Source organism: Streptomyces sp. NPDC104581, assembly GCF_055583685.1.
This window is the reverse complement of sequence record NZ_JBVJNN010000006.1, coordinates 210745-230707: the sequence shown is the minus strand read 5'-3', so window position 1 is coordinate 230707 and position 19963 is coordinate 210745. Positions and strand designations below refer to the sequence as shown.

Annotated in this window: 17 protein-coding genes; 5 read left to right on the top strand and 12 right to left on the bottom strand. The window is 72.4% G+C overall.

Features of this window, described 5'->3' with window-relative positions; all coding sequences use genetic code 11:
- Positions 1 to 167: 167 nt before the first annotated feature.
- A complete protein-coding gene (locus ACZ61E_RS08175; protein WP_469698608.1) occupies positions 168 to 1523 on the bottom strand; it encodes a class II 3-deoxy-7-phosphoheptulonate synthase in 1356 nt (451 codons plus the stop codon).
- A 288-nt stretch (positions 1524 to 1811) separates the two neighbouring features.
- Between ACZ61E_RS08175 and ACZ61E_RS08170 the strand changes: the two genes are divergently transcribed.
- Complete coding sequence (locus ACZ61E_RS08170) at positions 1812 to 3803, top strand: anthranilate synthase family protein (RefSeq protein WP_469698606.1); 1992 nt, start codon at positions 1812 to 1814, stop codon at positions 3801 to 3803.
- 269 nt (positions 3804 to 4072) lie between these two features.
- On the opposite strand, the gene ACZ61E_RS08165 is transcribed toward ACZ61E_RS08170, so the two are convergent.
- The 4 genes from ACZ61E_RS08165 to ACZ61E_RS08150 form a co-directional block, all read right to left on the bottom strand.
- Positions 4073 to 5101 (bottom strand): 6-phosphofructokinase, encoded by a 1029-nt coding sequence (locus ACZ61E_RS08165; protein ID WP_469698605.1) that lies wholly within the window; start codon positions 5099 to 5101, stop codon positions 4073 to 4075.
- 157 nt (positions 5102 to 5258) lie between these two features.
- Positions 5259 to 5903 carry a response regulator gene (locus tag ACZ61E_RS08160; protein WP_469698631.1) on the bottom strand — a complete coding sequence of 215 codons (645 nt, stop codon included), beginning with the start codon at positions 5901 to 5903 and terminating at the stop codon, positions 5259 to 5261.
- Positions 5904 to 5998: 95 nt separating this feature from the next.
- On the bottom strand, positions 5999 to 7240 hold the full coding sequence (macS, locus tag ACZ61E_RS08155) for a MacS family sensor histidine kinase (RefSeq protein ID WP_469698604.1): 1242 nt from the start codon (positions 7238 to 7240) through the stop codon (positions 5999 to 6001).
- Between the two features lie 109 nt (positions 7241 to 7349).
- Positions 7350 to 8054 (bottom strand): lysophospholipid acyltransferase family protein, encoded by a 705-nt coding sequence (locus ACZ61E_RS08150; RefSeq protein WP_469698603.1) that lies wholly within the window; start codon positions 8052 to 8054, stop codon positions 7350 to 7352.
- Positions 8055 to 8199: 145 nt separating this feature from the next.
- Between ACZ61E_RS08150 and ACZ61E_RS08145 the strand changes: the two genes are divergently transcribed.
- Complete coding sequence (locus ACZ61E_RS08145) at positions 8200 to 8979, top strand: alpha/beta hydrolase (RefSeq protein WP_469698601.1); 780 nt, start codon at positions 8200 to 8202, stop codon at positions 8977 to 8979.
- Positions 8972 to 9673, top strand: coding sequence for a hypothetical protein (locus tag ACZ61E_RS08140; RefSeq protein WP_469698599.1), 702 nt, complete (start codon positions 8972 to 8974; stop codon positions 9671 to 9673). The genes ACZ61E_RS08145 and ACZ61E_RS08140 overlap by 8 nt, the downstream gene beginning before the upstream one ends.
- Positions 9674 to 9769: 96 nt before the next feature.
- On the opposite strand, the gene ACZ61E_RS08135 is transcribed toward ACZ61E_RS08140, so the two are convergent.
- From ACZ61E_RS08135 to ACZ61E_RS08110, 6 genes are all read right to left on the bottom strand, one after another.
- Positions 9770 to 10516 carry an endonuclease/exonuclease/phosphatase family protein gene (locus tag ACZ61E_RS08135; protein ID WP_469698629.1) on the bottom strand — a complete coding sequence of 249 codons (747 nt, stop codon included), beginning with the start codon at positions 10514 to 10516 and terminating at the stop codon, positions 9770 to 9772.
- A gap of 142 nt (positions 10517 to 10658) precedes the next feature.
- A complete protein-coding gene (locus ACZ61E_RS08130) occupies positions 10659 to 11600 on the bottom strand; it encodes an ROK family glucokinase (RefSeq protein WP_469698598.1) in 942 nt (313 codons plus the stop codon).
- A 66-nt stretch (positions 11601 to 11666) separates the two neighbouring features.
- Positions 11667 to 12143, bottom strand: a complete 477-nt coding sequence (locus tag ACZ61E_RS08125) for a DUF5304 domain-containing protein (protein WP_469698596.1) — start codon at positions 12141 to 12143, stop codon at positions 11667 to 11669.
- Between the two features lie 90 nt (positions 12144 to 12233).
- Entirely contained in the window at positions 12234 to 13544 is a 1311-nt protein-coding gene (locus ACZ61E_RS08120; protein WP_469698594.1) for an ArsA family ATPase, read from the bottom strand.
- Positions 13544 to 14032 (bottom strand): SRPBCC family protein, encoded by a 489-nt coding sequence (locus ACZ61E_RS08115; RefSeq protein ID WP_469698593.1) that lies wholly within the window; start codon positions 14030 to 14032, stop codon positions 13544 to 13546. The genes ACZ61E_RS08120 and ACZ61E_RS08115 overlap by 1 nt, the downstream gene beginning before the upstream one ends.
- A gap of 100 nt (positions 14033 to 14132) precedes the next feature.
- Positions 14133 to 14975 (bottom strand): metallophosphoesterase family protein, encoded by an 843-nt coding sequence (locus ACZ61E_RS08110; RefSeq protein ID WP_469698591.1) that lies wholly within the window; start codon positions 14973 to 14975, stop codon positions 14133 to 14135.
- Between the two features lie 279 nt (positions 14976 to 15254).
- Between ACZ61E_RS08110 and ACZ61E_RS08105 the strand changes: the two genes are divergently transcribed.
- Positions 15255 to 17051: an AMP-dependent synthetase/ligase gene (locus ACZ61E_RS08105; protein WP_469698590.1), complete on the top strand. Its 1797-nt coding sequence runs from the start codon at positions 15255 to 15257 to the stop codon at positions 17049 to 17051.
- A 214-nt stretch (positions 17052 to 17265) separates the two neighbouring features.
- On the opposite strand, the gene ACZ61E_RS08100 is transcribed toward ACZ61E_RS08105, so the two are convergent.
- Positions 17266 to 18420: a glycosyltransferase family 4 protein gene (locus ACZ61E_RS08100; protein WP_469698588.1), complete on the bottom strand. Its 1155-nt coding sequence runs from the start codon at positions 18418 to 18420 to the stop codon at positions 17266 to 17268.
- A 109-nt stretch (positions 18421 to 18529) separates the two neighbouring features.
- Here ACZ61E_RS08100 and ACZ61E_RS08095 point away from each other — a divergent pair, with 109 nt between their 5' ends.
- On the top strand, positions 18530 to 19870 hold the full coding sequence (locus tag ACZ61E_RS08095; protein ID WP_469698587.1) for a glycosyltransferase 87 family protein: 1341 nt from the start codon (positions 18530 to 18532) through the stop codon (positions 19868 to 19870).
- The last annotated feature ends 93 nt before the right edge of the window (positions 19871 to 19963 follow it).

Sequence of the window (19963 nt, the reverse complement as noted above, 5' to 3'; positions counted from 1 at the left end):
TTTTTGTTTCCCCCCCTCCCTTCTTGCTTTGGAACCACACCCCCCCTTCCCCTCCCCCCCCCGTTTCCCAGAAACCCCCCCCGGGGGGGGGGGGGCCCACCCCCCCCCCCCCCCCCCCCCCCACTGCTCGTACTGCTCCGCGTATCCGCCGCGCCCGGCTCGGCGCGCTACTGCGCCCGGTACATCTCCGCGACGAGGAAGGCCAGATCGAGCGACTGGCTGCGGTTGAGCCGGGGGTCGCAGGCCGTCTCGTACCGCTGGTGGAGGTCGTCGACGAAGATCTCGTCGCCGCCGCCCACGCACTCGGTGACGTCCTCGCCGGTCAGCTCCACATGGATGCCGCCGGGGTGCGTGCCCAGGGCCTTGTGGACCTCGAAGAAGCCCTTGACCTCGTCCAGGACGTCGTCGAACCGGCGGGTCTTGTGGCCGGACGCCGCCTCGAAGGTGTTGCCGTGCATCGGGTCGGTCACCCACGCCACGGTCGCTCCGGACGCGGTGACCTTCTCGACCAGCTCGGGGAGCTTGTCCCTGACCTTGTCGGCGCCCATCCGGACGATGAAGGTCAGCCGGCCGGGCTCACGCTCGGGGTCGAGCCGGTCGATGTAGCTGAGCGCGTCGTCGACCGACGTCGTCGGGCCGAGCTTGATACCGATCGGATTGGCGATCTTCGAGGCGAACTCGATGTGCGCGCCGTCCAGTTGACGGGTGCGCTCGCCGATCCAGACCATATGGCCGGAGACGTCGTACAGCTTGCCCGTACGCGAGTCCACACGGGTCAGCGCCGACTCGTAGTCGAGCAGCAGCGCCTCGTGCGAGGAGAAGAACTCGACCGTACGGAACTCCGCCGGGTCGGTGCCCGCCGCCTTCATGAAGTTCAGCGCGTTGTCGATCTCGCGGGCGAGACGCTCGTAACGCTGGCCGGACGGGGACGACTTCACGAAGTCCTGGTTCCAGGCGTGCACCTGGCGCAGGTCCGCGTAACCACCGGTGGTGAAGGCACGGACCAGGTTGAGCGTCGCGGCGGACGCGTTGTACATCCGCTTCAGCCGCTCGGGGTCCGGGACCCTGGCCGCCTCGGTGAAGGCGAAGCCGTTGACGGAGTCGCCCCGGTAGGTGGGCAGCGTCACACCGTCACGCGTCTCGGTGGGCTTGGAACGCGGCTTCGAGTACTGCCCGGCGATCCTGCCGACCTTCACCACCGGCACGGAGGCCGCGTAGGTGAGGACCGCGCCCATCTGGAGCAGCGTCTTGAGCTTGCTCCGGATCTGTTCGGCGGACACGCCGTCGAATGCCTCGGCGCAGTCGCCGCCCTGGAGCAGGAACGCCTCACCCTTGGCGACGGCGCCCATCCTCGCGCGCAGTTGGTCGCACTCGCCCGCGAAGACGAGCGGCGGATAGCTCTCCAGCTCCGCGACGGCGGCGCGCAGGGCCTCGGCATCGGGATACTCGGGCTGCTGCGCCGCGGGGAGGTCTCGCCAGGTCGCCTGTGCGGCGGGTGCTCGGGTGTCAGCGTTCACGGTCACGCGGACAACATTACGGGGTCCGGGCGGTCGTCCACGCCGACTCTCAGTGGATGAGACGGATGTCCACCCTCGTGTCGCGGCCGGGCGATGTCGGTTAAGCTCCGCGGCATGTTGACGCAGCTGAACCAGGCTTGGTGGTGGACCGCACATCCGGCGGTCCGCTGATTCACGCGCTCAACACCGAATCGCAAGGCCGCCCGAGGGGCGGCCTTCCGTGTTTCCCGGCCCGTCGGCCGGCACGGACCGGGAAACCGGGGCCGTTCCTCCGCTCCGGAAGGAACACTCCGTATGCGCCCCGACCCCGCACACACCACTGCCACCCGACCCGGCCTCGCCCGCCCCGACACCGGCGCGCTGCTCGCCCGGCTCCTCGACGACGACTGCCCGCCCTTCGCCCTGCTGCGCCGCCGCACACCGGGGCGCGACCACGACACCGTGGAACTGCTCGTCGGCGAGGTGCGCGAGGTGTCCCGGCTGGCCGACATCCCGGCCGGTGACGAGCGCCCCTCGCTCGCCCTGATCCCGTTCAGGCAGATCCGTGAGCGCGGCTTCGAGGCGCACGACGACGGGACCCCGCTCTCGGTGCTGGTGGCGGACGAGTCGTACGAGCTGCCGCTCGCCGACGTCCTGGCGCGTCTGCCCGCCCACCCGGTCCGGGTCGTGGACGGTGCGTTCGACATCGACGACGAGCGGTACGCGCAGATCGTCCGGCGGGTCGTCGAGGACGAGATCGGCCGCGGCGAGGGCGCGAACTTCGTCATCCGGCGGACCTTCGAGGGCCGGATCCCCGGCTTCGGACGCGCCGACGCGCTGGCGCTCTTCCGGCGGCTGCTGGCCGGCGAGCGGGGCGCGTACTGGACGTTCGTGGTGCACACCGGGAGGGGGAGCGGGCGGGAGGCGGGCGGGCGGACGCTGGTCGGGGCGAGCCCGGAGGCGCACGTGCGGATGAGCGGCGGCACCGTCGTGATGAATCCCATCAGCGGCACGTTCCGCTATCCGCCGCAGGGGCCGACCACCGAGGCGCTGCTCGAATTCCTCGGCGACCGCAAGGAGACGGACGAGCTGTCGATGGTCGTCGACGAGGAGCTGAAGATGATGTGCACGGTAGGTGACATGGGCGGGGTGGTCGTCGGGCCGCGGCTCAAGGAGATGGCCCATCTCGCGCACACGGAGTACGAGTTGCGCGGGCGCAGCTCGCTCGACGTCCGCGACGTGCTGCGGGAGACGATGTTCGCCGCGACCGTGACCGGATCGCCGGTGCAGAACGCGTGCCGCGTCATCGCGCGGTACGAGCCGCTGGGGCGGGAGGGCACCGGGCGCGGTTACTACGCGGGCGCGCTGGCCCTCGTCGGGCGGGACGCGGGCGGCGCGCAGACCCTCGACTCCCCGATCCTGATCCGGACCGCGGACATCGGCCCCGCCGGCGGGCTGCGCGTGCCGGTGGGCGCGACGCTCGTACGGCACTCCGACCCGGCGGGCGAGGTCGCCGAGACCCACGCCAAGGCGGCGGGGGTGCTGGCGGCCCTGGGAGTGCGCACGGGGCGGCCGGGCGGCGCCTCCGTACGGAAGGCACTCGCCGACGACCCGCGGGTGCGGGCCGCGCTGGACTCGCGGCGGGCCCATCTGGCGCCGTTCTGGCTGAAGATGCAGGAACGTCCGGCGTCCCTGTCGGGGCACGCGCTGGTCATCGACGGCGAGGACACCTTCACGGCGATGCTCGCGCACCTGCTGCGGTCCGCCGGGCTGGAGGTGACCGTACGGCGCCACGACGAACCCGGCCTGGGTAAGGAGGCGGTGCTCGCGCACCGGGGCCCCGTGGTGCTCGGCCCCGGCCCGGGGGATCCGTCGGACCCCGCCGACCCCCGGATGCGTACGCTGCGCGCGCTGACCGCCGCGCTGCTGCGCGAGCACCGGGGCGGGCTGCTGGGCGTCTGCCTGGGCAACGAGCTGATCGCGGCGGAACTGGGGCTCGCCACGGTACGCAAGCGGCAGCCGCACCAGGGGGCGCAGACCCGGATCGAACTCTTCGGCAGGACGGAGACGGTCGGCTTCTACAACAGCTTCACGGCCCGCTGCGACGACACGCGGGCGGCGGAGCTGGCGGCGCGCGGCATCGAGGTGAGCCGTGACGGCGCGGGAGAGGTCCACGCCCTGCGGGGACCGGGCTTCGCCGGTGTGCAGTTCCACCCGGAGTCGGTCCTGACACTGCGCGGCCCCGAGATCGTGACGGCCCTCGTCGCCGACGCGACGCACGGCAGCGGGGTGCAGCGGCGGGTCTAGGGGGTGTCTCGCCGGTCAGGCCGGACACGGGAGCGCGGGTCCGGTGCGTGCGGTCGCGAGGCGGCGGACGAAGGCACGGCGAACCCATGCCGACCGACGACAACGCGGCGAGCGAGCGCACCGGGGCACGCCAGCCCGGCCAGATCGGCACGACCGCCCTCGGGGGTGTCCGGTGCCGGCGTCGGCCGGGGTGCGGTGCGAGGAGCGGCCCGGTCGCCGGACGGGGTGTGCGGGGAGCCCGTCCGGCGGTCGGGGCACGGGTCGGCCGGTCAGCCGAAGAAGACGCCGACTTCTCTGTAGAGCTCCGGCTGGACGGTCTTGAGTTCGGCGATCGCCTCCGAGATCGGGACGCGCACGATGTCCGTGCCGCGCAGGGCGACCATCTTGCCGAAGTCGCCCTCCTTCACCGCGTCGATCGCGTGGAGGCCGAACCGCGTGGCCAGCCACCGGTCGAACGCGCTCGGCGTGCCACCGCGCTGGATATGGCCGAGGACGGTGGTCCGCGCCTCCTTGCCGGTGCGCTTCTCGATCTCCTTGGCGAGCCATTCGCCGACGCCCGACAGCCGTACGTGGCCGAAGGAGTCCAGCGTCCCGTCCTTGAGAATGACCTCACCGTCCTTGGGCATCGCGCCCTCCGCGATGACCACTATCGGCGCGTACGAGGCTTTGAAACGCGACGTCACCCAGGCGCAGACCTGGTCGATGTCGAAGCGCTGCTCCGGGATGAGGATGACGTTCGCGCCGCCCGCCAGGCCCGAGTGCAGGGCGATCCAGCCCGCGTGCCGCCCCATCACCTCGCAGACGAGGACGCGCATGTGGGACTCGGCCGTGGTGTGGAGGCGGTCGATCGCCTCGGTCGCGATGCCGACGGCCGTGTCGAATCCGAAGGTGTAGTCGGTCGCCGAGAGGTCGTTGTCAATGGTCTTGGGCACGCCCACGCAGGGAATGCCGTGCACGTCGGAGAGCTGGGCCGCCACGCCCAGGGTGTCCTCGCCGCCGATCACGATGAGCGCGTCGACCTCGCTGCTCGCGAGGTTCTCCTTGATCCGGCGGATCCCGTCCGCCGTCTTGAGGGGATTGGTGCGCGAGGATCCGAGGATGGTGCCGCCGCGGGGCAGGATGCCTCGCACGGTGGGGATGTCGAGCCGTACGGTGTCGCCTTCCAGCGGTCCCCGCCAGCCGTCCCGGAAGCCGGTGAACTCGTACCCGTACTCCGTGACGCCTTTGCGCACGATGCCACGAATGACCGCATTGAGCCCTGGGCAGTCGCCGCCCCCGGTCAATACTCCGACCCGCATGGAAACACTTCCCTTCGCCGTCGGTGACGCACCTGAGCCACGCCTGAGTGACACAGGTCACTCCCGAATGGTGCGCAGGGTCATTTCCGTAGCACCAGAGGGCGGTGGGAGGTGGTCGCGCGACGGCCGGGGAAGGGCCGCGCGGAACGGGCGGGCGTCAGACGTCGTCGAGGCCGCGCTCGATCGCGTACCGCACCAGCTCCACGCGGTTGTGCAGCTGGAGCTTGCCGAGGGTGTTCTGCACGTGGTTCTGCACGGTGCGGTGCGAGATGACCAGGCGTTCGGCGATCTGCTTGTACGAGAGCCCCTTGGCGACCAGGCGCAGGACCTCGGTCTCGCGCTCGGTCAGCCGCGGCGCCTTGGGCTCGTCGGACGCCGCGGGGGCCGGCTCGGAGGCGAGCCTGCGGTACTCACCGAGGACCAGCCCGGCGAGCCCGGGGGTGAAGACCGGGTCGCCGACGGCGGTGCGCCGCACCGCGTCGGTCAGCTCCGCCGTACTGGCCGACTTCAGCAGATAGCCGGTGGCGCCGGACTTCACCGCTTCGAGGACGTCGGCGTGCTCGCCGCTCGCCGAGAGGACCAGCACCCGCAGGCCGGGCAGGCCGCCGACCAGTTCCTTGCAGACCTGGACGCCGGGCATACCGGGCAGGTTGAGGTCGAGAACGATGACGTCGGGGGTGGTGGCCGTCGCGCGGCGCACCGCCTGGGGGCCGTCACCGGCCGTCGCCACGACGTCGAACCCGGCCTCGGCCAGATCGCGGGCGACGGCGTCGCGCCACATCGGATGGTCGTCGACGACCATCACGCGCGTCGCGCCGTCCGTGGCGCTCTCCGCCCCCGCGCCCCGCCCGTCCTCGCCGCCGCCGTTCTTGTTGCCACTGTTGTCCGTCTGCTCGCTCATCGCTCCGCCTTCCCCCGTGGAACCTTCAACTCAACTTCCGTGCCCTGGCCGGGGACCGAGATCACCTCGGCCGTGCCGCCCAACTCCCGCAGCCGGCCCCGGATCGAGAGCGCGACACCGAGCCGCCCCTCCCCCTCCGCCTGCGCGAGCCGGCCCTCCGGGATGCCGGGGCCGTCGTCCCGCACGGTCACGACCACCTCGTCCGGCGAGTCCTCGACCAGGATCCAGGACCGGGCGCCGTCCCCGGCGTGCCTGCGGACATTGTCCAGGGCGGCACTGACAGCCGCCGTCAGCTCCCGCGCGGCCGCGGGCCGCAGCAGAACCGGAGCGCCCGGCTCGGCAAGCGTCACCGTGGCGCCGGAGAGCGGTGCCAGCAGCGTACGCAGATCCCACCGCACGTCCTCGCCGGTGGCGTCCTCGGCTCCGCCGGCTCTGCCTCCCGCGTACTCCGCGTCGTCGACGGTGCGGACCACCGCCCCCTGCGAGCTGTCCTCGGAGGCGCGCGTGGTCGGCACGAGACCGCTGGAGACCAGCGTCCGCAGGGCGACCTCCTGCTCGCCGGCCATCCGGCCCAGCTCCGCCGCCTCGCCCCCGAGGGCCGTACCGCGCCGCTGCACCATCGCCAGGACCTGGAGCACGCTGTCGTGGATGTCGCGTGCCAGGCGCTCCCGTTCGCGGGTCGCCGCCTCGATCTCCAGGGCGCGCGCCAGTGTGCGTTCGGAGGCGCGGGCGACCTCCACGATGTAGCCGATCGCGATCGAGGCCACCCACACCAGCAGCACGTTGTGCAGGGTGTCGCGGCTGGGGGTGCCGCGCCCGACCAGGTTGGCGACGGCGACCAGTGAGGAGGCGAAGGCCGCCCAGCGCCAGCCGCCCTTGACGGCGAAGGCGAGGACGGAGCCCGCGGTCCATATGGTCGGCAGGGTGGGGCCGTCGGTGTACCGCGCCTGTACGTCCACGACCGGCGTGAGCAGGATGCCGACGAGCGCGATGGTGAGGTCGACGCCCAGGAAGCGCTTGGTGCAGCTGACGGCGTTGGCCACCTTGGGCAGCGTCGCGACCGTCCAGACGACCAGGACGACGAAGAAGCCGGCGGCGAGCCAGGGGCGCTCGAACTTGTCGCGCCCGAAGGCAAAGATCAGGACGGCGTAGACCATGGTGAGCAGGCGGTACGCGGTGAGCGCGCGCCACAGCGGCTGCTCGACCGACATGCGTACGACCCGTTCGCGTCTGGCCACCTGTCCCCCACCCCCGGTGTCACGATGTGTTCTCCGTACTGCGGACACGCTGTGCGGCCACCCGCCGCGCCCCGCCGTCCCGCCGGCCGGTGGCCGGACGGTCCGTCCCTCAACTCGCCTTCGACTTCGCCTCTTCGGCCATCCTGCGCTTGGCCGCCGTCGCGTAGATGTCGACGTACTCCTGGCCGGAGAGCTTCATGATCTCGTACATGACCTCGTCGGTCAGCGAACGCAGGATGAAACGGTCCCCCTCCATGCCCTGGTACCGGCTGAAGTCCAGCGGCTCGCCGATCCTGATCCCGGGCCGCATCAGCTTCGGCACCACCGTGCCCGGCGGCTGGATCTTCTCCGTGTCGATCATGGCGACCGGGATCACGGGGGCGCCGGTGGCGAGCGCCACGCGCGCGAGGCCGCCGGGCTTGCCCCGGTAGAGCCGGCCGTCGGGCGAGCGGGTGCCCTCGGGGTAGATACCGAAGAGCTCGCCGCGCTCCAGTACCGCTATGCCGCTCTTGATGGCCGCCTCGCCCGCCCCGCGCGCACCGGAACGGTCGACGGGGAGCTGGCCGACTCCTTTGAAGAACGCGGCGGTGAGCCGCCCCTTCACACCCGGCGACGTGAAGTACTCCGCCTTGGCGATGAAAGTGACCTTCCGGGTCAGAACCGCGGGGAGGAAGAACGAGTCGGAGAACGAGAGGTGGTTGCTCGCGAGGATCGCGGGCCCCTCGTCGGGAATGTTCTCGATGCCTTCCACCCAGGGCCGGAAAGCGAGCTTGAGCGACCCTCCGATGGAGAACTTCATCGCGCCGTAGATCAACTCGGGTGCCTCCTGTGTGCTGTCGACCGACCTTAACCCGAGGGGCGCGCGCGGGTTCCGTCACGGGGCGCCGACGGCTCTGGTCGGTGTCGGCCCGGTCGCGTACGGTGAAGTACCACTTCGAGACCCACGAACAGGAGACCCTGTGCCGGTCCTTCCTGGAGCCGAGCCGTACCGCCACGAGGGCGGAGACGTCGGCGTGCTCCTCTGTCACGGATTCACCGGTTCCCCGCAGTCGCTGCGCCCCTGGGCCGAGTATCTGGCCGCCAGGGACCTCACCGTGTCGCTGCCGCTGCTCCCCGGACACGGCACCCGCTGGGAGGACATGCAGATCACCGGCTGGCAGGACTGGTACGCGGAGGTGGACCGGGCGCTGCGGGAGCTCGGCGAGCGGTGCGAGCGGGTCTTCGTCCTCGGTCTCTCCATGGGCGGGACGCTGGCGCTGCGGCTCGCGGCCAAGCACGGGCACGCGGTCACGGGGGTCGCCGTCGTCAACCCGGCGAACAAGGTGCACGGCCTTTCGGCGTACGCCCTGCCCGTCGCCCGTCATCTCGTCCGGACGACGAAGGGCCTGCGCAGCGACATCGCGCTGGCGGGCAGCGAGGAGGTCGGTTACGACCGGGTCCCGCTGCACGCCGCGCACTCGCTGCGGAATTTCTTCCGGCTGGTGGACGGGGAACTGCCCCAGGTGACCCAGCCACTGCTGCTGATGCGCAGCCCGCGTGACCATGTCGTGCCCCCGGCGGACTCGGCGCGGATCCTCGGCCGGGTCTCGTCGACCGACATCCGTGAGGTCGTCCTGGAACAGAGCTACCACGTGGCGACGTTGGACCACGATGCGGAGCGGATTTTCGAGGAGAGTCACGCGTTCATCGGCCGACTCGCTCCGAGCGTCGGGAAGAAGGGGAGCACAACCGGTGACTGAGCATGACGCGGACCGCGAGCCGCAGCCGATCGACGAGGACGCCGCGTGGGCGGCGATCGTCGCGGGTTACGGGGAGGAGCCGGCGGACCCGCCGGGCGCCAAGCCCTTCAAGTCGGTCGAGGACCTGGCGCTCCTGGAGAGCGACCGGAACAGGTCCGAGCCCTCTCCGCCCGCGGACAAGGAGTCCGGGGCCAAGAAGGCGGACCTGGGGCCGGTCAACCGGCCGGACGCCGTGCCGGGCGGCCCCGGGTCACCGGGCGCGGCCGGTAAGGACGCCGGGGCGGACGCGGACGCGGACGCGGAGCCCGGCCGGCGGGAGCCGGACGCCGGGCCGGACAAGCCGTCGCTCGGGGGCTCGATCGTCTTCGCGCCGGGCGTCGGCGGGGCGGGCCCGCGCGACTACGTGATGCCGGAGCCGAAGGACGACGACCTCGACGACGGCGACGAGGGCCATTTCGTACCGCCGGAGCCGCCGCCGCTGCCCGAGGCCGATGTCACGGCCAAGTTCGCCTGGCTGGCGGTGATCGGCGGCCCGGTGCTCATGCTCCTCGCCGTGCTGTTCCAGTGGGAGATGACCTGGTGGCTGACGACGGTCTGTATCGGCGGCTTCCTGGGCGGCTTCGTCACCCTGGTGGCGCGGATGCAGCAGGACGACGAGGAGGACGACGACCCGGGCCGCGGCGCCGTGGTCTGACGGGTCGCCCGACCTGACGCGGGCCGCCGCGCGGTGGTGCGACCGGCGGTCGGACACCTGACGCCCGGTCGCGGCCCCGCTCCGGGTGACGCGGTGTCAGGACGCCGGGACGCGCAGGGCGGCCAGCACCGGAAGGTGGTCCGTGGCCGCCCGCAGATCGCTCTCCTCGACGCCCGGCAGGCCCAACGGCACGCCGCAGCCGAGCACTTCGACACCCGCGGTCGCGAAGATCGCGTCGATGCGCTGGCGCGGGTCGGCGGGCGTGGAGGTGTACTCGCTCCCCCACGGCTCGACCGCCCAGCCGTCCTGGAGCGCCTTGGCCAGCCGGCGGAACGAACGGCCCTGCGGCCGGTCGTTGAGATCACCGGCGACGATCGTGTGCGGTGCGCCCATCGTCCGGACCCGGTCCAGCAGCATTCCGGTCTGGGCGAGGCGCTCGTCGGTCTGGAGGCTGAGATGACAGCTCAGCAGCCCCATGCGGGCGCCGCCGATCCGTACGACCGCCGTGGCGAAGCCCCGCCGGTGCAGACCGGGCGTCAGCGGCAGCAGGACGTCCTCCGTACGCTCCACGGTCGCACGCAGCGAGCACAGCAGCAGGGGGCCGGCGGCCGTGCCGCCGCCGCTCAGGACGACGAGATCGGTCCTGGCGGCCAGCCAGGCGGCACGCTTGCGCCAGCGGAAGAACCGCGGCGCCTCCTGGACGAAGACCAGGTCCGGCTCACAGGCGCGGATCACCCGGGCCAGCGCCTCGGTGTCGTCGCGCATGGAGCGGATGTTGTAGCTGAGCACCCGGATCACGGCCGAACCGTCGGGCTCGGTACGGGAGTCGGGCAGCGAAATCATCGGGACGGGGCCGCTCTGTCCACTCACCGGAGTCGTCACCGGACCACGATAGGCCAACGCCCGCCGCGGCCCCGGAGGGCGCGGCGGGCGTGATCGTCCGGATGGCGGCGCGTCGCGGACGCCGCCGGGCGGGCCGTGCGGTTCAGCCCTGGCGGGCCAGGTCCGCGGCGCCCACCAGCCCTGCCTTGCCGCCGAGTTGGGCGGCGAGGACCTGCGCGTGCGGACGCCAGGCGCCGCCGATCAGCCAGCGGCGGAAGGACTTGCGGATCGGGTCGAGGACCAGTTCGCCCTCGTCCGACACACCGCCGCCGACGATGAACGCCGACGGGTCGAAGAGCGAGGCCAGGTCGGCCAGGCCCGCGCCGGCCCAACGGGCCAGCTCCCGGAAGGAGTCGACGGCCACCGGGTCGCCCTCACGGGCGGCGGCGCTGACGTGCTTGCCCTCGATGCCGCCGGGTGTGCCGTCGCCGAGGCGCAGCAGGATCTCCGCGTTCTCGGGTGTGGCGTTGGCGCGTTGCTTCGCGTATCTGACGAGGGCGCGCCCCGACGCGTACTGCTCCCAGCAGCCCTGGCTGCCGCAGCCGCACAGCAACCCGTCGGGCACGACCCGGATATGGCCGAATTCCGCCGCCACGCCGAACCGGCCGCGCCGCAGTTTGTTGCCGATGATGATGCCGCCGCCGAGCCCGGTGCCGAGCGTGATGCAGATGACGTCCTCGTGGCCCTTCCCGGCGCCGAACTTGTACTCGCCCCAGGCAGCCGCGTTCGCGTCGTTCTCCACGACGACCTGCATGCCGACCCGCTGCTCGACCTTGTCCTTGAGCGGTTCGTGACGCCAGTCGATGTTCGGCGCGAAGAGGACGGTGGCGCGTTTGTCGTCGACGTAGCCCGCGGCGCCGATGCCGACGCCCTCGATGTCATGTCCCTTGCCGGCGCCGGAGACGGCCGCGCAGATCGCGTCGATGATGCCCTCGGCGGTCGGCGGGGTGGGCACCTGGTGCGTATCGAGAATCGTGCCCTCTTCGTCGACCACGCCCGCCGCGATCTTCGTGCCGCCGATGTCGACGCCGATGGTGAGTCCCATGTGTCCCTCAGTTTTCGGTCGAGCCCCGCTGCGGCCAACCGTACCCGAGGGCGGGCCTGCTGCTGGTCAGTCCAGGTCGATGCGGTTGCCGGGGGTGGGGCCCTCGTCGCGGGGATCCGAGGGGTCGTTGGCCTTTTCGTCCGGCTTGTCGAGGCTGATGTCGGGGGCGGTGTCCGGGCCCCGGGTCCAGCGGCGCTCGTCGCCCTCGACGGCGGAACGGTAGGCCGCGAGCAGCTCGTTCCCGGCCGCGGCGAGGTGGTCGAAGATGTCCGGGTTGCGTTCGATCACCGGCTCGACGGCGGACCTGGCCTGGCTGATGAACTGCTGTACGGCGCCCTGGGCGGCCATCCCGAACAGCGGACTCTGGAACGAGGACACCTTGTCGGCCACGGCGTCGACGAATCGGCGCAGTTCCTCGGAGGCCGAGCCGGGCGGCGTCCCGTGGACGGCGCGGCGGCGGGCCTTCTCGGCGGCCAGGTCCTCGGCGCAGGCCGTGGCCCAGGCGTCCGGATCGGCGGCGGGACGCTCGGTGGCATCGCTCATGGGTTACTCCCGCGTCGGGCAGGTGGCTCCTCGTCCGGGGCGGACCGGAGGCTGTCTACCTTCGACGGTACCCGAACCCGGGTGGGACGTTCAGGGTGTGCGCGGCCAGAGGCCCGGCTCCGGCGTGAACCGGACCTTCAGGACACCGTCCGTGAGCGCGGCGCCGGAGACGGTGCAGCGCCGCAGGGCGGCCGTGAGGGGCACGATGCGGTGGAACGGGCCCACGGTCAGGAGCAGTTCGTCGCCGCGCCGCACCAGTCCGACGTCCGCCTTCACGGCGCCGGGCAGCGGCAGGGACCACACCAGCAGGCCGTCCTCCTCCCGCCGGTCCTCGACCCACCAGGGAACGCGGTTCGGCGCCGGATCGGCGCCGGGGCCCCGCCCCGTGTCCGGCCCACGGTCAGCGGGATTGGCCGGGTCCGCGAGGCCCCCCGGACCGGCGGGATCGGCGAGACCTCCGGGGCTGCCGAGATCATCGAGGTCGTCGAGTCCGCGCGGGTCCCGCCCCAGGTGGCGCACGGCGTGCAGCGGCCACGCGGAGCCGTACTCCTCGCTCCACGCGTCCAGGCACTTCTGCTGCTGGGCGGCGAGCGTCGCGAGCCAGGCGTCGGACGAGTCCGTCGGCAGGACCTTGTTCGGTACGAGGGCGTCGACGCGCAGCCCGTACAGACTGAGCCCGTCGCGGGCCACGCGCAGGGCGTCCCCGGCGGCCGGGCCGGGCTCGGCGACGAGCCGTACGGTCGTGGTGCCGGCGCCGATCAGCGCCTGGACGGCGGCCAGTTCCTCGTCCCTGCGGGCGGCGGCGCCGTACAGCCAGCCCGCGGGCATCGGTACGCCCGCGAGCTGCGCCATCATGGGCCGCAGGGCACGCGCGGCCTGCCGCTCCGCGGGCAGGAGGCGGCCCAGCAGCCGGCGCAGCCGCTCGGGCAGGGCGAGCAAGGACAGGGCGTCGCGCAGGGGCGGCAGGTCGACGACGAGCACGTCCCAGTCGCCGGCAGCGGCCCGGCGCAGCGCCTGGAGGAGGGCGAACTGCTCGCTGCCCGGCAGTTCGGTCAGCTCCTCGCCGTCGAGCCGCCGGGCGCCGAGCATGTCGAGCGCGGTGGCGGCGCGGTCCTGGAGCGCGAGGAACTCGGTGCGGAAGTAGTCGGCGGGGTCGACGCGCGCGGCCCAGAGGCCGGGTGTCACCTCGGCCGGTTCCACGGCGACGGCGGTCTCCGCGCCCAGTACGGCGCCGGGGCCCGCCGGGTCCGCGCAGAGCAGCAGCGTGCGGCTGCCGCGCCGGGCGGCGGCCAGGGCGGTCGCCGCGGCGACGGTGCTGCGGCCCGCGCCGCCGACCCCGGTGACCAGGACCGTTCGCGTGCCGCCCGTGGCCGGCGCCGTACCCCGCGCGTGCTCCGTCATCAGACGGTGGGCGTCTCGGCCGCTCCGGCGGATCCGGCGCCGCCGCCGGGGGCGCTCTCGACGCGCTTCTTCAGACCGGCCAGCGCGCGGTCGATGATGACCTTCTCCGCCTTGCGCTTGATCATGCCGAGCATCGGGATCTTGACGTCGACGGTCAGCCGGTAGGTGACCTCGGTGCGGGTGCCGCCGCCCGCGGATGCCAGGTGGTAGGAGCCGTCGAGCGAGCGCAGCATCTGGGACTTGACCAGCGTCCAGCTGACCTCGTCACCGCCGGTCCAGGTGTACGCGAGGGTGTGGTCGTCCTTGATCGCGCCCGCGTCGAGCACCAGTCTGACCTGCTCGGCCCGGCCCTCGGCGTCGGTGGAGAGGACCTCGGCCTCCTTCACCTCGCCGGTCCACTCGGGATAGCGGGCGAAGTCGGCGATCACGCCCATCACGTCGGCGGGTGCCGCCTCGATCGTGATGCTCGACTTGGTGTGTTCCGCCATCGACGTGCTCCTCCAGATGGTGTCACCCCGGCGCAGCGGGGCGACGGCCACGCTTACCGGTACCGGCCGTGCAGCGTGCAGGCTATCGCGTGCCCGCCGCTCACCATTCCATGGCCCAGGGCCGTCCGGTGGACGCGAAGTGCCCGACGTTCACGCACTCCGTCGCGCCGACGCGCATCCGGGGGGCGAGCGGCTGGTGGACATGGCCGAAGAGCGCGTACCTCGGTCTCGTCCGGTGGATGGCGTCCAGCAGCGCGCGGCTGCCGCGCTCGAAACGGCGGGCGACGGTGTCGTACGTCAGCTCCGGCACCTCGGGCGGTATGTGCGAGCACAGCACGTCGACCTCGCCGAGCCGCTCGACCTTGGCCGCGTACTCCTCGTCGGAGATCTCGTACGGGGTCCGCATGGGGGTGCGCAGTCCACCGCCGACGAAGCCGAAGACGCGTCCGCCGATCTCGACGCGCTCACCGTCGAGGACGGTCGTGCCCGGTCCCGCGTACTCGGGCCAGAGGGCGGGGATGTCGACGTTGCCGTAGGTCGCGTACGTCGGATTGGGGAGGACGGCGAACATCTCGGCGTACTGGCGGCGCACCGCCGACTCGATGGCGCTGTCGCGGTCCGTCGCCAGCCCGGCCCAGAGGCCGCGGCCCAGCTCACGGGCCTCGTCGAAGCGGCGGGCGGTGCGCAGCTCCACGATCCGGTCGGCGTTCTCCTCGCCGAAGAGGTCGGGGAAGATGCCGCGGGAGTGGTCGGCGTAGTCGAGGAACAGGACGAGATCGCCGAGACAGATGAGGGCGTCGGCGCCGTCGCCGGCCGCGGCGAGGTCCCGGGCGTTGCCGTGCACGTCGCTGACGACGTGGACACGGGTGCCTGTGCGGGCGTTCCCGCCGTTCTCGGCGTCGTTCCCGCCGCCGTCGTCTCCGCTGTTCCCGCCACCGCGCATGCCGCTCACCCTAGATCGCCGTCTTCCCGCTGTGTAGAGGGGTCCGGACCTGCGGTTACCGACACGTCCGCACAGCTGTGGACTACTCTGCGCGAAGGACCGTCAAAAAACGTGTGACACGGGGAACATCTGGCCTGGACCCCCTATCCGGAACCCAGTACTGATGGGTAACGTCCGGGCAGTCCAGTCGTGCTCGGCCCCCGGAGCACCTGCCCGATGTGGACCGCAGCCGATTCGGCACAGTGCCGTGTCACCGGCGCCCGACGAGGAGCAGCAGTTTTGCGCGAGTTCAGCCTTCCGGCCCTGTACGAGGTCCCCTCGGACGGCAACCTGACGGATCTCATCCGCCGCAACGCCGCTCAGCATCCCGATGTCGCGGTCCTCGGCCGCAAGGTCGCCGGTGTGTGGACCGACGTCACGGCCACCCGGTTCCTCGCCGAGGTGCGGGCCGTGGCCAAGGGGCTGATCGCGTCCGGCATCCGGCCGGGTGAACGCGTCGCCCTGATGTCCCGTACCCGCTACGAGTGGGTGCTGCTCGACTTCGCCATCTGGAGCGCGGGCGGGGTCACCGTGCCGGTCTTCGAGACGAGCTCCGCCGAACAGGTCCAGTGGATCCTCGGCGACTCGGGCACGGCGGCGGTTCTCGTGGAGTCCGACGCGCACGCCGACGCGGTGCGGTCCGTCTCGGACGGGCTGCCGGAACTGCGGCACGTCTGGCGGATCGACAAGGGCTGTGTGGCCGAACTGACCGCCGCGGGCGCGGAGATCCCCGATTCGGTGGTCGACGGGCGCAGCGCGACGGCGAAGGCGGACGACCCGGCGACGATCGTCTACACGTCGGGGACCACCGGCCGCCCGAAGGGCTGCGTGCTGACGCACCGCGCCTTCTTCGCGGAGTGCGGCAACGTCGTGGAGCGGCTGAAGCCGCTGTTCCGCACGGGCGAGTGCTCGGTCCTGCTCTTCCTGCCCGCCGCGCACGTCTTCGGACGGCTGGTCGAGGTGGCGTCGGTGATGGCGCCGATCAAGCTCGGCTGCGTACCGGACATCAAGGATCTGACGACGGAGCTGGCGTCGTTCCGGCCGACGCTGATCCTCGGGGTGCCGCGCGTCTTCGAGAAGGTCTACAACTCGGCGCGGGCGAAGGCCCAGGCGGACGGCAAGGGCAAGATCTTCGACCGCGCGGCGAACACGGCGATCGAGTACAGCCGGGCGCTGAGCGGGGTCCAGGGTCCGTCCGTGGGGCTCAGGATCAGGCACAAGGTCTTCGACGCGCTCGTCTACCGCAAGCTGCGGGCGGTCCTCGGCGGCAAGGGCGAGTACGCGATCTCCGGTGGCGCCCCGCTCGGCGAGCGGCTCGGGCACTTCTTCCGCGGCATCGGCTTCACCGTGCTGGAGGGGTACGGCCTGACGGAGACGTGCGCGGCCACCGCCTTCAACCCGTGGGACCGGCAGAAGATCGGCACGGTCGGGCAGCCGCTGCCCGGTTCGGTGGTCCGCATCGCCGACGACGGCGAGGTGCTGCTGCACGGCGAGCACCTGTTCAAGGGGTACTGGAACAACGAGGCGGCGACGGCGGAGGCGCTGGCCGACGGCTGGTTCCACTCCGGGGACATCGGCACCCTGGACGAGGACGGGTACCTCGCGATCACCGGCCGCAAGAAGGAGATCCTGGTGACGGCGGGCGGCAAGAACGTCGCGCCCGCCGTGCTGGAGGACCGGATCCGGGCGCACGCGCTGGTCGCGGAGTGCATGGTGGTCGGCGACGGCCGTCCGTTCGTGGGCGCGCTGGTGACGATCGACGAGGAGTTCCTCGCCCACTGGGCCAGGGACCACGGCAAACCGGCGGGCTCGACGGCGGCGTCCCTGCACGACGACCCCGATCTGCTGGCGGCGGTGCAGCGGGCGGTGGACGACGGGAACGCGGCGGTCTCGAAGGCGGAGTCGGTGCGGAAGTTCCGGGTCCTGACCGCGCAGTTCACGGAGGACGCGGGGCACATCACGCCGTCGCTGAAGCTGAAGCGCGGGGTGGTGGCGAAGGACTTCGCGGACGAGATCGAGTCGATCTACAGCGCGTAGTCGCGTCCGCGGGTGGGGCGGGGGTACGTCGGGGGCGGGTCCGTCCTCAAACGCCGGACGGGCTGGAATCGCCGCCACCCGCGGAGCACATCCGGCTCCTACGAAGGGCGCGGGCCCGCGCAGGGGCACAAGGTCCGTCCTCAAACGCCGGACCGGCTGGAATCACCGCTACCCGCGCGGGGCCGCTGGGGCAGAGGGTTCGTGGCGGGGGCTCCTACAGGAGTGTGCGGAGTTTGGACGACAGGAGGTCCCAGCGCCAGCGGTCCTCCACCCATTCGCGGCCCCGGCGGCCCATCCGCTCCCGTAGCTCCGGGTCCTGGAGCAGGGTCACGATGCGGTCCGCCGACTCCTGGGCGGCCACCGCGGCGGGGCCGCCGCGCACCACCCAGCCCGTCTCGCCGTCCAGCACCGCGTCCGGCGCGCCGCCGGAGTCGCCCGCCACCACCGGGAGCCCCGTCGCGGACGCCTCCAGGTAGACGATGCCCAGACCCTCCACGTCGAGGCCGCCGCGCCGGGTGCGGCAGGGCATCGCGAAGACGTCGCCCGCGCCGTAGTGGGCGGGCAGTTCGGACCAGGGCACCGGGCCCGTGAAACGTACGGAGTCGCCGACTCCGGTCTCGTCCGCCAGTTTCCGCAGCTCCTTCGCGTACGGCCCGCCGCCCACGATCAGCAGTACGGCGTCCGGAATCCTCGCCAGGATCGCCGGCATGGCGAGGATCAGCGTGTCCTGCCCCTTGCGCGGCACCAGCCGGGAGACGCAGACGACCACGGGCCGCTCCGCGAGCCCCAGCCGCTCGCGGACCGCGTCGCCGCCCGACGCCGGATGGAACGTCTTCTCGTCGACGCCCGGCGGCAGTTGGACCATGCGCCCGGCCGCCTCCGGCGTGAGCGCGGCGGCGATGCGTGAGCGGGTGTACTCGCCGAGATAGGTGATCGTGTCCGTGCCCTCACCGATACGGCGCAGCAGCCGCCGCGCCGCGGGCAGTTGCGCCCAGCCCGCCTCGTGGCCGTGCGAGGTGGCGACGATCCGCCGGGCACCGGCCCGGCGCAGCGCGGGCCCCATCAGGCCGAGCGGGGCCGCGGCGCCGAACCACACGGACTCGCAGCCGTGTTCACGCAGCAGCCCCACCGCCCGCTCGGTCACCCTCGGGGTCGGCAGCAGCATCGTCGTACGGTCGCGCACGACCGTGAAGGGCTGCTCGGCGTCGAAGGCCGCCGTCGCCTCCGCGCCCTCGGCGCCACGCTTCCAGGTGGAGGCGTAGACGACGATCTCCCCGGGGTCCAGCCGTAGCGCCATGTTGTGCAGAAACGCCTGGATGCCACCGGGCCGGGGCGGGAAGTCGTTCGTCACGATCAAGGTCTTGTGCATCGTCGCCGACAGTACCGAACGGCCCCGCCTCATCGCTCCCGCGCCCGTCCCGCCGCATGATGGCTCCCGCCACACATATCCATATATCTGACAAAACGGGCAGGTGCTCATGGCGGTCGGGGACAGGACGCACACCCATGTCGAGGCGGCCGGGGCGGCCGGCGGACCGGGCAGGGGCGGCGTGCTCGCCGTGCTGGGGCCGGTCGCGGTATGGCTGCTCACCAGGACCGTACTGATGCTCTGGGTCCTCAAGATCCTGCTCCCGCCCGGCGTCGATGTCACGCCGGACGTCTCGGTGACCTATCAGGGCTGGTACGACGTCCTGCTCACCGGCACCTTCCCCCGCTCAGACGTCACCTGGCAGTACCCGCCCGCCGCCGCGTTCGCGATCCTCTCCCCCGCCCTGCTGCCCTTCCTCGGCTACGCCACCGCGTTCTTCACGCTCTGCCTGCTCTGCGACGCGCTGGTCCTCGGGCTGCTGCTGCGCGCGAGCCGGCGCGCGGGACGTTCGGCGCGCGGCGTGTGGGTGTGGGTGGCCGGGGTGGCCGTGCTCGGGCCCACCGTGTACGCGCGCTACGACCTGATGGTGACCGCGGTCGCCGTGTGCGCCCTCCTGGTGGGCCTCCGCCGGCCCCAACTGCTGGGCGGGCTGGCGGGGATCGGGGCGCTGCTGAAGGTGTGGCCGGTACTGCTGCTGATCGGTACGCAGCGTGGCCGTGCCACCCGGCTGTCCTGGTCCGCCGCCGCGGCGACGGCCCTCGCGCTGCTGGCCGTGGTGTCCGCCGCGCTGCCGGGGGCGCTGGACTTCCTCACCGCGCAGCGCGACCGGGGCACCGAGGTCGAGTCGCTGGGCGCGCTGGTCTTCCATGTGGCCCGGCATCTCGGCTGGGACGGCGCCGTGATGTTCAGCTACGGCTCGGTGGAGTTCCGGGGGCCGTACGTCCCGCTCGTCAGCGCCCTCGCTCTCGCCCTGACCATGACGGCCTTCGGCTGGCTCCTCGTCTGGCGGCTGCGGGCCCGGACGTTCACGCCGGACACCCTGTGCGACGCGGCGTTCGTGGCCGTCCTGCTCTTCACCGTCACGAGCCGGGTGATCAGCCCGCAGTACATGATCTGGCTGGTGGGCCTGGCCGCCGTGTGCCTGCTGGCGCGATCGAGCCCGATGACGCGGCCCGCGGTGCTCGTGGTGGTGGCGTCCGCGGTCACGGCGCTCGAATTCCCGCTGTTCTTCTCACACGTGACGGCGAGCGACCCGCTGGGGGTGACCCTGCTCGTCGTGCGCAACGGGCTGCTGGTCGCGGCGGCGCTGACCGCGTGCCACCGGCTGTGGCGCGGGACGGTGCCCCCGCGACGGCCGCACGAACGCGGGGAGGCGGCGGACACGGCCCCCGGCGGGGCCGTGGGGGCGGAGGGCGGCACGGAGGACACGTACCGGCTTCTCGGCTCCTGAGAGACCCGGCAGGGGCCCGGCACGGCCCCGTACGGGCGCCGGAGGCCGCACAGGGCTCTGCCGGTGCGCCGGTGCCCCTCCCCCGCCGCCGGC

Excerpts from the sequence above, each read along its gene's own strand:
- ACZ61E_RS08170 (WP_469698606.1), top strand. The coding sequence starts at position 1,812 with ATGCGCCCCGACCCCGCACACACCACTGCCACCCGACCCGGCCTCGCC.
- ACZ61E_RS08115 (WP_469698593.1), bottom strand. The coding sequence starts at position 14,032 with ATGGCGGAACACACCAAGTCGAGCATCACGATCGAGGCGGCACCCGCC.
- ACZ61E_RS08125 (WP_469698596.1), bottom strand. The coding sequence starts at position 12,143 with ATGAGCGATGCCACCGAGCGTCCCGCCGCCGATCCGGACGCCTGGGCC.
- ACZ61E_RS08135 (WP_469698629.1), bottom strand. The coding sequence starts at position 10,516 with ATGATTTCGCTGCCCGACTCCCGTACCGAGCCCGACGGTTCGGCCGTG.
- ACZ61E_RS08165 (WP_469698605.1), bottom strand. The coding sequence starts at position 5,101 with ATGCGGGTCGGAGTATTGACCGGGGGCGGCGACTGCCCAGGGCTCAAT.
- ACZ61E_RS08110 (WP_469698591.1), bottom strand. The coding sequence starts at position 14,975 with ATGCGCGGTGGCGGGAACAGCGGAGACGACGGCGGCGGGAACGACGCC.
- ACZ61E_RS08120 (WP_469698594.1), bottom strand. The coding sequence starts at position 13,544 with ATGACGGAGCACGCGCGGGGTACGGCGCCGGCCACGGGCGGCACGCGA.
- ACZ61E_RS08095 (WP_469698587.1), top strand. The coding sequence starts at position 18,530 with ATGGCGGTCGGGGACAGGACGCACACCCATGTCGAGGCGGCCGGGGCG.
- ACZ61E_RS08100 (WP_469698588.1), bottom strand. The coding sequence starts at position 18,420 with ATGCACAAGACCTTGATCGTGACGAACGACTTCCCGCCCCGGCCCGGT.
- ACZ61E_RS08160 (WP_469698631.1), bottom strand. The coding sequence starts at position 5,903 with ATGGTCGTCGACGACCATCCGATGTGGCGCGACGCCGTCGCCCGCGAT.
- ACZ61E_RS08130 (WP_469698598.1), bottom strand. The coding sequence starts at position 11,600 with ATGGGACTCACCATCGGCGTCGACATCGGCGGCACGAAGATCGCGGCG.